The sequence below is a fragment of the Paragemmobacter kunshanensis genome (assembly GCF_011059185.1).
Classification (GTDB): Bacteria; Pseudomonadota; Alphaproteobacteria; order Rhodobacterales; family Rhodobacteraceae; genus Paragemmobacter; species Paragemmobacter kunshanensis.
Genome location: NZ_JAALFE010000029.1, coordinates 1 through 13,319 on the forward strand (window position 1 = coordinate 1; position 13,319 = coordinate 13,319).

Annotated in this window: 14 protein-coding genes; 10 read left to right on the forward strand and 4 right to left on the reverse strand. The window is 66.8% G+C overall.

Annotated features, from left to right (window positions below):
* Positions 1 to 878, forward strand: an 878-nt coding sequence (locus G5V65_RS19250) for a hypothetical protein (RefSeq protein ID WP_206526895.1), incomplete at its 5' end; no start/stop codon positions are given.
* 481 nt (positions 879 to 1,359) lie between these two features.
* On the opposite strand, the gene G5V65_RS19255 is transcribed toward G5V65_RS19250, so the two are convergent.
* The 3 genes from G5V65_RS19255 to G5V65_RS19265 all read right to left on the reverse strand — a co-directional run bounded on the left by G5V65_RS19255 (position 1,360) and on the right by G5V65_RS19265 (position 3,063).
* On the reverse strand, positions 1,360 to 1,692 hold the full coding sequence (locus G5V65_RS19255) for a hypothetical protein (RefSeq protein ID WP_165053525.1): 333 nt from the start codon (positions 1,690 to 1,692) through the stop codon (positions 1,360 to 1,362).
* Between the two features lie 115 nt (positions 1,693 to 1,807).
* Entirely contained in the window at positions 1,808 to 2,560 is a 753-nt protein-coding gene (locus G5V65_RS19260) for a zf-HC2 domain-containing protein (protein WP_165053527.1), read from the reverse strand.
* The gene (locus tag G5V65_RS19265) at positions 2,557 to 3,063 is read right to left on the reverse strand and encodes an RNA polymerase sigma factor (protein WP_165053530.1); all 507 of its coding nucleotides are present in this window, start codon (positions 3,061 to 3,063) and stop codon (positions 2,557 to 2,559) included. Before G5V65_RS19265 ends, G5V65_RS19260 begins: the two co-directional genes overlap by 4 nt.
* A gap of 259 nt (positions 3,064 to 3,322) precedes the next feature.
* On the opposite strand from G5V65_RS19265, the gene hemP reads away from it, so the two are divergent.
* The 6 genes from hemP (at position 3,323) to G5V65_RS19295 (ending at position 8,049) form a co-directional block, all read left to right on the forward strand.
* On the forward strand, positions 3,323 to 3,472 hold the full coding sequence (gene hemP / locus G5V65_RS19270; RefSeq protein ID WP_165053532.1) for a hemin uptake protein HemP: 150 nt from the start codon (positions 3,323 to 3,325) through the stop codon (positions 3,470 to 3,472).
* Between the two features lie 7 nt (positions 3,473 to 3,479).
* Positions 3,480 to 3,767, forward strand: a complete 288-nt coding sequence (locus G5V65_RS19275) for a (2Fe-2S)-binding protein (RefSeq protein WP_165053535.1) — start codon at positions 3,480 to 3,482, stop codon at positions 3,765 to 3,767.
* Positions 3,742 to 4,227, forward strand: coding sequence for a bacterioferritin (gene bfr / locus G5V65_RS19280; protein ID WP_165053538.1), 486 nt, complete (start codon positions 3,742 to 3,744; stop codon positions 4,225 to 4,227). The genes G5V65_RS19275 and bfr overlap by 26 nt, the downstream gene beginning before the upstream one ends.
* A 97-nt stretch (positions 4,228 to 4,324) precedes the next feature.
* On the forward strand, positions 4,325 to 5,107 hold the full coding sequence (locus G5V65_RS19285) for an SDR family NAD(P)-dependent oxidoreductase (protein WP_206526896.1): 783 nt from the start codon (positions 4,325 to 4,327) through the stop codon (positions 5,105 to 5,107).
* Complete coding sequence (locus G5V65_RS19290; RefSeq protein WP_165053541.1) at positions 5,104 to 6,258, forward strand: RsmB/NOP family class I SAM-dependent RNA methyltransferase; 1,155 nt, start codon at positions 5,104 to 5,106, stop codon at positions 6,256 to 6,258. Before G5V65_RS19285 ends, G5V65_RS19290 begins: the two co-directional genes overlap by 4 nt.
* Before the next feature lie 36 nt (positions 6,259 to 6,294).
* Entirely contained in the window at positions 6,295 to 8,049 is a 1,755-nt protein-coding gene (locus G5V65_RS19295) for an ATP-binding response regulator (protein ID WP_165053543.1), read from the forward strand.
* Positions 8,050 to 8,236: 187 nt separating this feature from the next.
* On the opposite strand, the gene G5V65_RS19300 is transcribed toward G5V65_RS19295, so the two are convergent.
* Entirely contained in the window at positions 8,237 to 8,839 is a 603-nt protein-coding gene (locus G5V65_RS19300) for a hypothetical protein (RefSeq protein ID WP_165053546.1), read from the reverse strand.
* A 254-nt stretch (positions 8,840 to 9,093) separates the two neighbouring features.
* Between G5V65_RS19300 and recA the strand changes: the two genes are divergently transcribed.
* The 3 genes from recA (at position 9,094) to G5V65_RS19315 (ending at position 13,308) form a co-directional block, all read left to right on the forward strand.
* The gene (gene recA, locus G5V65_RS19305; protein WP_165053549.1) at positions 9,094 to 10,167 is read left to right on the forward strand and encodes a recombinase RecA; all 1,074 of its coding nucleotides are present in this window, start codon (positions 9,094 to 9,096) and stop codon (positions 10,165 to 10,167) included.
* Between the two features lie 169 nt (positions 10,168 to 10,336).
* Positions 10,337 to 13,018 (forward strand): alanine--tRNA ligase, encoded by a 2,682-nt coding sequence (alaS, locus tag G5V65_RS19310; protein ID WP_165053552.1) that lies wholly within the window; start codon positions 10,337 to 10,339, stop codon positions 13,016 to 13,018.
* The gene (locus tag G5V65_RS19315) at positions 13,018 to 13,308 is read left to right on the forward strand and encodes a DUF1330 domain-containing protein (protein WP_165053555.1); all 291 of its coding nucleotides are present in this window, start codon (positions 13,018 to 13,020) and stop codon (positions 13,306 to 13,308) included. The genes alaS and G5V65_RS19315 overlap by 1 nt, the downstream gene beginning before the upstream one ends.
* Positions 13,309 to 13,319: the final 11 nt, after the last annotated feature.

The following is a 13,319-nucleotide window of genomic DNA, read 5'->3' on the forward strand; positions in this document are numbered from 1 at the left end:
GCCGTCAACGCCATGATTTATATGCGAAATATCACGATTACGACAGCGAAATCAGCGACTTACTTGGAGAATGTGGGATGAAGAGGGTCCGGATTCCGTCGGGGCCAGATGGCAAGAAGTTCTTCAATGCGGTCAGTTTCCACGGCATGAGTAATAGTTCAACTTCGGTCGAGAATCAACTTGTGAACATTTGGACGGCCTTGGAAACAATTACTCCAGAGTCCTATTCTGGAAGCACCATCTCAAATGTTACACAGGGAGTTTTGCCATTCATTGGTCTAAACTATATGGCCAGGCTAACTCGTTGCCTTTTAGGAGATGTGCTGCGATGGAATCGCAAGTTTGCCTTTAAGTCAATCAAGTCAGCGGCTTGTGGAGACGGAGACAACCTTCTGCAGCAGTTTTATTGTCTTTTGACTTTGGATGCCAACGAACCTCTGGTGGAGGTGCTGTTCGCCGAGATGAAGGACTTCCATCTATTGCGCCACAGAACTTTTTCATTTCTCAAAACGCTCAGATCCCGAGCGAAGACACTTAAGGCGATCGAAGATCATGAACGTAGGGTAAGTTGGCAGATTCATCGAATTTACCGCACTCGAAATCTAATCGTTCACCGAGGACAAGTGCCGAGCTATACAAAAACATTAGTTGTGAACGCACATGATTATTTCGATCAAGTTTTTGAATTAACCTGCGCGCTCGGTGGCGGCGACCAGCATTACGATACCTACGAGGATATTTTCCGATATATGGAAATGCGTTACAGTAAGTACAAGGAAGACCTTTCAGTTAGCGAGGCTATCACGGCAACTGATGCCCGAGTTGTTCTCTGGACTCCACCTCAAGACATCGATCGAAAAATCATCCTACCCACTTGAAAGTCAGCCCGCAAATTTGAGGATGTCCTTGACACTGCTACTTCATTTATATTTGCGAGGCTAGACGATCACGGTTCAAGTGATCGTCAAAAATACATATTGGACGGACTAATAATATATAAATTACGTTCTTGAAGAATTTTTCGGCGCTCTTGGCATTGCAGCGCCGGATGCGCTGTTCTGAACAGCGCCTATCAGGTTTAGAATGTTATATGACTAGCTAATTGCGCCAACGTGTGTCCGCTTTCCGCCCAATGCAGGCTCATGACATGGCGCGGCTGGGGAAGGGGAGTTTGCCGCAGGATCGCGATGGGCTTTTTTCGATGGGCCACCGGAAGGGCTGTGTCCTGCCAGTGGGAGGAGGCGGGGGTTTTCCGGTTGTGCGGGGGGCGGCAAGGCACGGGCGGGGCTGTCTCTGGTGGGTTGATATGGAAAAGGCCGGCCCCGTGGGGGCCGGCCTGATGGGCGTTGGTTCGGGGGATCAGCTGTCGCCGCCGTTGCCGCTGTCACCGCCGTTGGAGTTGCCGCCGTTGCTGTCGCCCCCGTTGCTGTCGCCGCCATTGGAGTTGCCGCCGTTGCTGTCGCGGCCATTGCCGCCGCGATCGCGGCTGTCGCCGCCATTGCCGCGCAGGAGGCGGAGGAGATCGCCTTCGACCTGTGCGAGGTCGAGGAAGACCGGCTGGGCGTCGGTGCCGGCCGGGGCCGTGACGGGCGCGGTGAGCGCAGCCGGGGCGGGCAGGGCGAGGCCCGCTGCCTGGGCGCCAAGCGGGGCGAGGGCGAGGATGGCGGCGGCGGTCGTGGTGATCGTCTTCATGTCTGTCTCCTTGCTGTCGGGCCGTCTGGCCGTTTCGTACAGGGACAACGCGGGGGGCGGGAGGCTATTCCCGCCCCGTGGCGGGATCACGCAGCCGTGATCGGCGGGGGCGCGATCATTCCGCCCAGCCGCGCGCGATGAGGGCGGCCTCTTCCTCGGGCGAGAGGGCGAGGCCCGCGCCGCGCCGGTCGAGATAGGCGGAGAAATCCTGCAGGGCCGTGCCTTCGGCGGCGGCGAAGCCCGGTTCGGTGGTGCTGTCCCCGGGCAGGGTTTCGGCGAGGACCATCTCGATTTGCCAGCCCCCCTGGGGCAGGCGGCAGGCGAGGGCCAGGTCGATGCGGCGGGCGGCGCGGTCGAGGGATTCCACCTCGCGGCAGTGGCCGGTGGCGGTGGGCAGGGTGGAGAGGATCACGGCTTCCGGCCCCGAGGTGGTGGCCAGGGTCGCGCCGGAGGGCAGGCCTTCCAGCGCGGTGGCGAGCGGGCTGGCCGCATCGAGCGGCCCCACGGCAAGGGTGGCGGGGGGCGCGGGCTGGACAAGGTAGAGCGCAAGGGCCAGCCCGGCGGCAAGGCCTAGGCCGCCCGCCAGGGCGGGGCGAAGGCGGCCCCGCGCGGGCGGGAAGGGCAGGATTGCCGCCGAGGGGGCGGGTTCGGCCAGCAGGGCCTGGATCGCGGGCGGCACGGGTTCGGAAAGGGGTGCGGCAAAGGCGCGGGCCAATGCGGCATTGGCCGCGAAGAGATCGTCGACATAGGCCTGATCGGCGGGGTGATCGGCCAGATGCATCACCACGGCGGCGGAATCTTCGGGGGAAAGTTCGCCATCCACGAAGGCGGCGAGGCGGGCGCGGTCCATTGCTTTGGGGGCGGTCATTGACGGGGTCCTTGCGAGAGGCCAAGCTTGGGCAGGAGCGCCTCACGGGCGCGGGAGAGGCGGCTCATCACGGTGCCGACGGGGATGTCGAGGGTTTCGGCGGCCTCGCGGTAGCTGAGGCCTTCGATCGCGACGAGGGCGAGGACGGCGCGCTGCGGCTCGGGCAGGGTGGCCATGGCGGCGCGGGTGCGGGCCAGCATCATGCGGTCTTCCGGCAGGCTGGCGGCCTTGCCTTCGTCGCTGAGATCGACATCGGCGGGGTCGATGGCGGGGCCGTGCCGCATGTGGCGGCGGCGGTCGTCGATCCAGAGGGTCTGGATGATGCGATACATCCAGCTGTCCATCCTTGTGCCGGGCTGGAACTGGGCGGCGTTGCGCAGCGCCTTTTCGCAGGCGGCCTGCACCAGATCGTCGCCGTCCTGGCGGTTGCCCGTGAGGCCATAGGCGAAGCGGCGCAGGCGGGGGACGAGTGCGACGAGGTCTTGTCGGAACAGGTCTGCCATCGGGGCTCTTTCCAATTGGGGGTGATCCGGCAGGACAACGCGGCGGGGCGGATTTCATTCCGCCGCCCGCCGCGAAATCCGCGAATCGGTCGCCCATGCGCCCGGCCCATGCTGGCCCGGAGGGCGGGGCAGGGAAAGGGGTGGCGGCGGCGGGTTTCCTACAAAAATAATCAGCTTTACATTTCCAAGCAAAACACTAGGGTAATCCCGGCCGGGCTGTCCGGCATCCTGACACCGTGATCCCTGCCTGCCTTCCGTGATGACCGACAAGCCCGAGACCCAGACCGATATCCCCGTGCATGACGTGCTGGCCCTGACGGGCGGCGGCAGCCTTGCGCGCCTGATTCATCAGGGCGAGGTCTATGTCCTGCGCATCACCCGGCTGGGCAAGCTGATCCTGACCAAGTGAGGCGCGCGTGATCGTCTGTCATTGCACCGGAATATCGGATCACGACATCCGCGCCGCGGTGGACTGGATGCGGCGGGCCGATCCCGAGACGATCATCACGCCCGGCAAGATCTATCACGCGCTGGGGCATCGCGCCGATTGTGGCGGATGCATGCCGCTCTTTCTTGACACGATGCGAATGTGTGCCAGCCTTGAGGTACCCACGACACCGCCGGCCATTGGCGCGGTGTCCAGGCAGGCGATACCAATCCTCAGGCAAGGACGGCACCATGAAGGGCGATCCCAAGGTAATTGAATTTCTCAACGCGGCGTTGCGGTCGGAACTGACGGCGGTCAGCCAGTACTGGCTGCATTTCCGGCTGCAGGAGGATTGGGGGTTCGGCCATCTGGCCGCGAAATCGCGGGCGGAGAGCATCGAGGAGATGCACCATGCCGACAAGCTGATCGCGCGGATCATCTTTCTGGAGGGCCATCCGAACCTGCAGAAGCTGGACCCGCTGCGCATCGGGCAGACCCTGCGCGAGACGCTGGAGGCGGATCTGGCCGCCGAGCATGAGGCGCGCAGCCTGTATATCGAGGCGCGGCGGCATTGCGACAGCGTGGGCGATTTCGTGACCCGCGCGCTGTTTGACGAGCTGATCGCGGATGAGGAGGGGCATATCGACTTCCTGGAAACGCAGTTGGGCCTGTTCGACCGGCTGGGCGAAGAGAAATACGGAATGCTGAACGCAAAGCCTGCGGATCAGGCGGAATAGGGCTGCGGCCGGGGTTTCGCGGGGTCCTGCGGGTTCCCTCGATGACCTTCGATTGATGGATGGGGGCGGGCGCTGGTCAAGGCGGCCGCCTTTTCCTATGGTCCGGCGCGGGAATGCGGGGGCGGCGATGGTGGAACGGCGGCGGGTATTGGTGACGGGGGCAGGCGCGCCGGGGGGGATCGGCCTTGCCTGCGCGCGGGCGCTGGCGCGGGGGGGCGACCGGGTGGCGATCTGCGCCACGACGGGGCGCATCCATGCGCGGGCGGCGGAACTGATCGCCGAGGGGCTGGAGGTGACGGCCCATGTCGCGGATCTGACGGAACCCGATCAGGTGGCGCGGCTTTTCGATGCGGTGGGGCCGGTCGATGTCCTGGTGAACAATGCGGGGATGGGATCGGTGGGGGCACCGGCGGCGCAGGTGTCGTTCCTGGATCTGGACCCGGATCAGTGGCGGCGGGCGATGGATGCCTCGCTCACCACGGCGGTGCTGGTGACGCGGGCCTTCCTGCCGGGGATGGTGGCGCGGGGGCGGGGCCGGGTGGTGATGATGGCCAGTGTGACGGGCCCCTATGTCTCGAATCCCGGGGAGGCCGCCTATTCGGCGGCCAAGGCGGGGATGGTGGGGCTGACCCATGCGCTGGCGCTGGAGGTGGCGGCGCGGGGGGTGACGGTGAATGCCGTGGCGCCGGGCTGGGTGGCGACCGAGGCCTCGACCCCGGAAGAGCTTTTGGCGGCGCGGGCGACGCCGCCGGGGCGGGCGGGCACGCCCGATGAGGTGGCGGCGGTGGTGGGGTTTCTTGCCTCGGACGCGGCATCCTATGTGAACGGGGCGGTGATCGTGGTGGATGGCGGCAATATCCTGCAGGAGCGCAAGGCATGACGCCGGGCGCGCGGGCGGCGGCGGCGATCGCGGTGCTGGAGCGGGTGCTGGCGGGGCAGGCGGCAGAGGTTGCGTTGGTGCAGTGGGGGCGGGCGAGCCGCTTTGCCGGATCGGGGGATCGGGCCATGGTGCGCGACATCGTCTTTGCGGCGCTGCGCTGCCGGGCGTCCTTTGCGGCGCTGGGGGCTGGGCTGACGGGGCGGGGCCTTGTGCTGGGCTGGGCGCGGGCGACGGGGCAGGAGGCGCTGTTTGATGGCGCGGGCCATGCCCCCGCGCCGCCCGGGCCAACAGAGGCGGGGGCCGCGCCCGAGGGCGCGGCGGCGCTGGATTGCCCCGACTGGCTGGAGCCATTGCTGCGGGCGTCTCTGGGGGCGGATTTCGCGCCGGTGATGCAGGCGCTGCAGCGGCGCGCGCCGGTCTTTCTGCGGGTGAACTTGGCGCGGGTGACGCGGGAGGCGGCGCAGGCGGAACTGGCGGCGGAGGGGGTGGAGACGGTGGCGCATGGGCTGGCGGCCTCGGCGCTGGAGGTGGTTTCGGGCGCGCGGAAGGTGCAGGCGACGGCGGCCTATCGCGAGGGGCGGGTGGAATTGCAGGATGCCGCGAGCCAGGCGGTGGTGGAGATGCTGCCCCTGGCCGATGGCATGGCGGTGCTGGATCTGTGCGCGGGCGGCGGGGGCAAGACGCTGGCCATGGCGGGGCGGGCGCGGCTGCGGCTGGTCGCGCATGATGCCGAGCCGCGGCGCATGGCGGATCTGCCCGCGCGGGCGGGCCGGGCCGGGGTGGCGGTGCAGCGGACGGACCGGCCCGAGCGGGCGGGGCCCTATGACCTGGTGCTGGCGGATGTGCCCTGTTCCGGTTCGGGCAGCTGGCGGCGCGATCCGGAGGGGAAATGGGCGCTGACGGCAGAGCGGTTGGCTGCCCTGCGGGAGGTGCAGGCCGGGATCATGGACCGTGCGGCCGGGATGCTGGGGCCGGGTGGCGTGCTGGGCTATGCGACCTGTTCGCTGCTTGAGGCGGAGAACGGCGCGCAGGTTGCGGCCTTTCTGGAGCGCCATCCGGGCTGGCGGCTGGAGGCGGCGCGGCGCTTTACCCCGCTGGAGGGGGGCGACGGGTTTTTCGGCGCGATCCTGCGCCGCGGCGAGGGGCGTTAGCGATCTGTTAACGTTTTCAGCGCCATACTGGCGGGCATGGAAGACAGGACTCCTCGCCGTGGTGGAATTCTGACCGGCCTGCCCCTGGGGCAGGGGGGCGGGGAGATCTGGCTGCGGCTGGCGCTGGCGGCCGGAATCGCGGTGGCGATCGCGGGGCTTCTGTTGCGGCTGCCATCGGGGATCATGATCGCGGGGCTGTTGCTGGGGCTGGGCATGGCGGCCCTGGTCAGCCTGCAGGATCTGGCCCGGTTGCGCCGGCAGGCCGGCGCGGCGGCTGCGGCCTCCGGGGCCGTGGCCGGGGAGGCGGAGGGGGATCTGTTCGAAAGCCTGGCCGTGCCGCTGTTGCAATTCGACGCGGCGGGCGGGCTGATCCGGGCCAATGCCACGGCGCGGGCGCTCTTGGATCTGGCGCCGGGGGATCTGCCGGAACCGGCGGGGATCTTTGTCGATCTGGGGCGGCCGATCCGCGACTGGATCGTGGATGTGGCGCAGGGGCGGCTGCCGGGCGGGGCCGAGATGGCGGGATTGCGGGGCCGCAGCCGGGGCGAGGAGGCGGAGCGCTTCCTGCAGGTGACGCTGCGGCCTGACGGGGCTGGCGGGGCGCTGGCCATCCTGCAGGACACCACGACGATCAAGCGGATGGAGGCGCAGTTCGCCCAGGGCCAGAAGATGCAGGCCATCGGCCAGCTTGCGGGCGGGATCGCGCATGATTTCAACAATCTGCTGACGGCCATTTCGGGCCATTGCGACCTGCTGCTGCTGGGCCGGTCGGCCGATGATCCCGATCATGGCGACCTGCTGCAGATCAGGCAGAATGCGAATCGGGCGGCGGCGCTGGTGGCGCAGCTTCTGGCCTTTTCGCGCAAGCAGACGCTGAAGCCCGAGCGGCTGGATCTGGCCGAGACGCTGGCCGATCTGACGCATCTGCTCAACCGTCTGCTGGGCGAGAAGGTGGGGCTCGACCTGCTGCATGCCCGCGCGCCGGTGGCGATCCGGGCGGATCGGCGGCAGCTGGAACAGGTGATGGTGAACCTGGTCGTGAATGCCCGCGATGCCATGCCCGAGGGCGGTGTCGTGCAGATCGAGACACGGCTGGAGCGGCTGGAGCGCGAGGTGATCCGCGACCGCGCGATCCTGCCGCGGGGCGAGCATGTGGTGATCGCGGTGCGCGATACGGGCTGCGGGATCGGGCCGGAGCATATGGGCAAGATATTCGAGCCTTTCTACACCACGAAGCGGATCGGCGAAGGCACCGGGCTGGGCCTGTCGACGGCCTATGGCATCGTGAAGCAGTCGGGCGGGTTCATCTTCGTCTCCTCGACCCCGGGCGAGGGGACGGAGTTCGAGCTGTGGTTTCCGCAGTGCAGCGATCTGCCTGCGGAGCCGGTGGCGGCACCCGCGGCGCGCCGGGGGGCGCGGCGCAGCGATGCGGTGGTCCTGCTGGTGGAGGATGAGGTGCCGGTGCGCACCTTTGCCGCGCGCGCGCTGCGCCTGCGCGGGCTTTCGGTGCTGGAGGCCGCCAATGCCGAGGCGGCGCTGGCGCTGCTGGAGGATGCGGCGCTGCATGTGGATGTCTTTGTGACGGATGTGGTGATGCCGGGCCTGGACGGGCCGGGCTGGGTGCGGCAGGCGCTGGAACGGCGGCCGGGCGTGCGGACGGTGTTCATCTCGGGCTATGCCGAGGAATCGCTGTCGGACGATCAGGCGCGCATCCCGAATTCGGTTTTCCTGCCCAAGCCCTTTTCGCTGACGGAACTGACCGAGACGGTGCAGGCGCAACTGGCGGCCTGAACGTCAGGCGGGCCTGCGCATCAGCCGGGACAAGGGGGATCGGGCGGGAAATGGGAAAGTGCCGGCCGGGGCCTCTGGCGGGTATGGGTGCAGGGGGCAGGGCTTGATGGTGCCTGCCAGGCAGGGACAGGGCTCGATGCCGCCTGCGGGGCAGGGGGCGCAGAGCGGCCAGGCCCCGCGCCCGCCGTCAGGGGGCCAGGGGGCGGAGGGTTTCGTAGAGCGCGAAGTCGCGGGCGGCGGCCTTGCGCAGGCGGGCCTCGGTCGCGGGGGCAAGGTCCATCGGCGCGGCGGGCGAGACGTTCAGGCGCGGCAGGATGATCTCGCAATCCAGCCGGTCTTCGAGGAAATGGACGAAGGTTTCGATCTCTTCATAGCGGAAGAGGTGATCGAGGCCCTTCTCGGCCTTGGGCTGCAGGAAGCGGGCCTGCGAGCCGACGGCGGCGAATTCCGGCTGGGGATCGTCGCACCAGGCGTTCACGAAGGCGTCGAAGGTCATGCCCTGGGTGGATTTCGCCGGATCGGTGACATCGTCGCGCTGGCGGTAGCGGAACCAGGATCCCAGCCAATCGCGCGGTTCGCGCATCAGGGCCACCACGGTGAAGGGCTGCCCCGAAGTCACCTCGAGATAGGGGCCGATGAAGCGGTGGAAGCGCTGGACGGGCGTGTGTTTCAGCACCGGGGGGCGCTGGATCGACATGGTGGCCATCGATTCGAGCGCGGCCTCGATCGCGGTGGAGCCCGTCTTTGGCGTGGCCAGGATGGCCAGTCGTTGTTCCCAGAATACCAGCATGACACGTCCTGCAGCGCCGGGCGCGGCCTCTGCGCGCCCCCCCTTCCGCGCCTTCTACACAAGGTCGCCGCAATAGGCGAGGGGCAGCCGCAGGCACCGGGCCGCGTAAACCGGGCCTTAACCTTTGCCGCGCAGGATGGGGATGTTCGAATTTGGTTGAAATGTTCCCTATTTGTGCTCATAAGGATGAGAACACTTGGGGAACAAGCGCAGCAATTGCCGCCCGGTCGCGGCTGTGAAATAAGGAGACGGACATGGCGGTGGCGAACCTCCTCGATTTGAACGGGAAGCGCGAAATGGACAAGGCAAAGGCGCTGGAAAGCGCGCTGGCACAGATCGAACGGCAGTTCGGCAAGGGATCCATCATGAAGCTGGGCAAGGACAGCCCGGTGATGGAGATCGAGGCCACGTCGACGGGTTCGCTGGGCCTTGATATCGCGCTGGGGATCGGGGGGCTGCCCAAGGGGCGGATCATCGAGATCTTCGGGCCGGAATCCTCGGGCAAGACGACGCTGACGCTGCATGTGGTGGCGGAAGAGCAGAAGAAGGGCGGGGTCTGCGCCTTTGTCGATGCCGAACATGCGCTGGACCCGCAATATGCCAAGAAGCTGGGCGTCAATCTGGACGAGCTGCTGATCAGCCAGCCGGATACGGGCGAACAGGCGCTGGAGATCGTGGATACGCTGGTGCGGTCGGGCGCGGTGAGCCTGATCGTCGTCGATTCGGTGGCGGCGCTGACGCCCAAGGCCGAGATCGAGGGTGACATGGGCGACATGCAGATGGGCAGCCAGGCCCGGCTGATGAGCCAGGCGATGCGCAAGCTGACGGCCAGCATCGGGCGCAGCAACTGCATGGTGATCTTCATCAACCAGATCCGCATGAAGATCGGCGTGATGTTCGGCAGCCCCGAGACGACGACGGGCGGCAATGCGCTGAAATTCTACGCCAGCGTAAGGCTGGACATCCGCCGGATCGGTTCGATCAAGGACAAGGATGAGGTGGTGGGCAATTCGACCCGGGTGAAGGTGGTGAAGAACAAGGTCTCGCCCCCGTTCCGCGAGGTGGAATTCGACATCATGTATGGCGAGGGCATCTCGAAACTGGGCGAGTTGATCGACATCGGCGTGAAGGCGGGTGTCGTGGAGAAATCGGGCGCCTGGTATTCCTATGGCGACGAGCGGATCGGGCAGGGGCGTGAGAATGCCAAGCAGTTCCTGCGCCAGAACCCCGCCCTTGCCGCCGAGATCGAGGACAAGATCCGCGCGGCCAACGGGCTGGATTTCACCGCGCCGGGCGGCGCGGATGAGGCGGATGTGCTGGACATGTGACGCGGGCGACCTTCGGGGCGCGCACGAAAGGGGCCGGAACCGCAGGGTTCCGGCCTTTTTTCGTGCCGGGGGCGGGGGCGGGTGGATGGCGGCTGTGGACAGGGGCGGATTGCAGGGCTAATTGGGGTTCCGAACCGGTTTTCCGCCTTTCCGAAAGGGCCCCTGCAGCATGGCGTCGCTGAACGATATCCGCTCTACCTTCCTTGATTTCTTTGCGCGCAACGGGCATCGCGTCGTCGACTCCTCGCCCCTGGTGCCGCGCAACGACCCGACGCTGATGTTCGCCAATTCCGGCATGGTGCAGTTCAAGAACTGTTTCACCGGGGTGGAGACGCGGGATTACAAGCGGGCGACGACGGCGCAGAAATGCGTGCGGGCGGGTGGCAAGCACAATGACCTGGACAATGTGGGCTATACCGCGCGGCATCATACGTTCTTTGAGATGCTGGGGAATTTCAGCTTTGGCGATTACTTCAAGGCCGAGGCGATCGCCTTTTCCTGGGAATTGCTGACGAAGGATTTCGGGATCGACCCCAAGAAGCTGTGCGTCACGGTTTACCATACCGACGACGAGGCCGCGGGGATCTGGAAGAAGGTGGCGGGGCTGGAGGATCACCGGATCATCCGCATCCCCACGGATGACAATTTCTGGCGCATGGGGCCGACGGGGCCCTGCGGGCCCTGCACGGAGATCTTTTACGACCACGGCGACCATATCTGGGGCGGCCCTCCGGGTTCTGCGGATGAGGATGGCGACCGGTTCATCGAGATCTGGAACAACGTCTTCATGCAGAACGAGCAGTTCGCCGATGGCACGATGCGCCCGCTGGACATGCAATCCATCGACACGGGCATGGGGCTGGAGCGGATCGGGGCGCTGCTGCAGGGCAAGCATGACAATTACGACACCGATCTGATGCGGTCGCTGATCGAGGCATCCGCCCATGCGACAAGCCAGGATCCCGACGGGCCGGGCAAGACGAGCCATCGGGTGATCGCGGATCACCTGCGGTCGGTTTCGTTCCTGATTGCCGATGGCGTGATGCCGTCGAACGAGGGGCGGGGTTACGTGCTGCGCCGGATCATGCGGCGCGCGATGCGGCATGCGCATATGCTGGGCGCGCAGGATCCGGTGATGCACAAGCTGGTGCCCGCGCTGGTGCGCCAGATGGGCGGGGCCTATCCGGAACTGGGCCGGGCGCAGGCCTTGATCGAGGAAACGCTGCGGCTGGAGGAGACGAAGTTCAAGCAGACGCTGGACCGGGGGCTGAAGCTGCTGGATGAGGAACTGGGGCGGCTGCCCGAGGGGGCGGAGCTGCCCGGGGGCGCGGCGTTCAAGCTTTATGATACTTACGGCTTCCCGCTGGACCTGACGCAGGATGCGCTGCGCGAGAAGGGCCGGGCGGTGGATGTGCAGGGCTTCGAGGCGGCGATGGCCGAGCAGCGCGCCAAGGCGCGGGCGGCCTGGGCCGGGACGGGCGAGGCGAAGGATGCCAGGATCTGGTTCGAACTGGCCGAAGCCGACGGGGTGACGGAATTCCTGGGCTATGACACGGAAACCGCCGAGGGCGTGATCACCGCGCTGGTGCGGGACGGGGCGGGGATCGGATCGGCGGAAGCGGGCAGCACGGTGCAGATCGTGGTGAACCAGACGCCCTTCTACGGGGAATCGGGCGGGCAGGTGGGCGATGCGGGGTATATCCGCACGGCGACGGGTCTGGCCCATGTGACCGACACGAAGAAGGCGGCGGGGGTGTTCCTGCATGTCGCGCGGATCGTGGAGGGCACGGTGATCAAGGGCCAGCCCGCCAAGCTGGAGGTGGAGCATCGCCGCCGCGCGGCGATCCGCGCGAACCATTCCGCGACGCATCTGCTGCATGAGGCGCTGCGGCGCGCGCTGGGGGAGCATGTGGCGCAGAAGGGATCGCTCAATGCGCCGGACCGTCTGAGGTTCGACTTCAGCCATTCGGCGGCCTTGTCGGGGGCGGAACTGGCGCAGGTGGAGGCCGAGGTGAATGACTTCGTCCGCCAGAACAGCCCGGTCGAGACGCGGATCATGACGCCGGATGACGCGCGGGCCCTGGGGGCGCAGGCGCTGTTCGGCGAGAAATACGGCGAGGAAGTGCGCGTCGTGTCGATGGGCGTGCTGGACGGATCGGGCAAGGGGACCGAGGGCAAGACCTATAGCCTTGAGCTTTGCGGCGGCACGCATGTGGCGCGGACGGGGGATATCGGGGCCTTCGTGCTGCTGGGGGATTCGGCGTCATCCGCCGGGGTGCGGCGGATCGAGGCGCTGACGGGTGCGGCGGCGCTGGAGCATCTGCGCGCGCAGGATGCGCGGCTGGCGGATGTGGCATCGGTGCTGAAGGCGCCGGTGGGCGAGGTGGTGGAGCGTGTGAAGGCGCTGGCCGAGGAGCGCCGCGCGCTGCAGAACGAGGTGGCGCAGCTGCGGCGCGAGCTGGCGATGGGCGGCGGGGCCAAGGGCGGCCCCGAGGCGAAGGATGTGGGGGGCGTGAAGTTCCTGGCGCAGGTGCTTTCTGGCGTGTCGGGCAAGGACCTGCCCGCGCTGATCGACGAGATGAAGGCGCGGCTGGGGTCCGGCGCGGTGCTGTTGATCGCGGATACCGGGGCGAAGCCTGCGGTGGCGGCGGGCGTGACGGCGGATCTGACGGGGCGGCTCTCTGCCGTGACGCTGGTGAAGGCGGCGGCCGAGGCGATGGGTGGCAAGGGCGGCGGTGGCCGGCCCGACATGGCGCAGGCGGGCGGTGCGGATATCGCGCTGGCCGAGGCGGCGATTGCAGCGGCGGAAGCCGCGATCGGGGCCAATTCTAATCTTAAGGATCTTCTGTGATGGCGACTGCGCTTTGGATCGCCCATGTCCATGTGACCGACGCCGAGGCCTATGGCCGCTATGCCAAGGAGGCGGGGCCTGCCATCGCCGCCCATGGCGGCGTGTTCCTTGCCCGCGGCGGGCGCTATGTGCAGCTTGAGGGCAATGACCGCGCGCGCAATGTGGTGGCGCGGTTCCCCAGCCTGGAGAAGGCGGTGGAATGCTACAATTCGCCCGCCTATCAGGCGGCGCTGGCCCATGCGAAAGGGGCCAGTGTCCGCGATCTGATGGTGGTCGAGGAAATCGAGTGAAATTGGCGGCA

Excerpts from the sequence above, each read along its gene's own strand:
- G5V65_RS19255 (WP_165053525.1), bottom strand. The coding sequence starts at position 1,692 with ATGAAGACGATCACCACGACCGCCGCCGCCATCCTCGCCCTCGCCCCG.
- G5V65_RS19260 (WP_165053527.1), bottom strand. The coding sequence starts at position 2,560 with ATGACCGCCCCCAAAGCAATGGACCGCGCCCGCCTCGCCGCCTTCGTG.
- G5V65_RS19265 (WP_165053530.1), bottom strand. The coding sequence starts at position 3,063 with ATGGCAGACCTGTTCCGACAAGACCTCGTCGCACTCGTCCCCCGCCTG.
- hemP (WP_165053532.1), top strand. The coding sequence starts at position 3,323 with ATGACCGACAAGCCCGAGACCCAGACCGATATCCCCGTGCATGACGTG.
- bfr (WP_165053538.1), top strand. The coding sequence starts at position 3,742 with ATGAAGGGCGATCCCAAGGTAATTGAATTTCTCAACGCGGCGTTGCGG.
- G5V65_RS19285 (WP_206526896.1), top strand. The coding sequence starts at position 4,325 with ATGGTCCGGCGCGGGAATGCGGGGGCGGCGATGGTGGAACGGCGGCGG.
- G5V65_RS19290 (WP_165053541.1), top strand. The coding sequence starts at position 5,104 with ATGACGCCGGGCGCGCGGGCGGCGGCGGCGATCGCGGTGCTGGAGCGG.
- G5V65_RS19295 (WP_165053543.1), top strand. The coding sequence starts at position 6,295 with ATGGAAGACAGGACTCCTCGCCGTGGTGGAATTCTGACCGGCCTGCCC.
- G5V65_RS19300 (WP_165053546.1), bottom strand. The coding sequence starts at position 8,839 with ATGCTGGTATTCTGGGAACAACGACTGGCCATCCTGGCCACGCCAAAG.
- recA (WP_165053549.1), top strand. The coding sequence starts at position 9,094 with ATGGCGGTGGCGAACCTCCTCGATTTGAACGGGAAGCGCGAAATGGAC.
- alaS (WP_165053552.1), top strand. The coding sequence starts at position 10,337 with ATGGCGTCGCTGAACGATATCCGCTCTACCTTCCTTGATTTCTTTGCG.
- G5V65_RS19315 (WP_165053555.1), top strand. The coding sequence starts at position 13,018 with ATGGCGACTGCGCTTTGGATCGCCCATGTCCATGTGACCGACGCCGAG.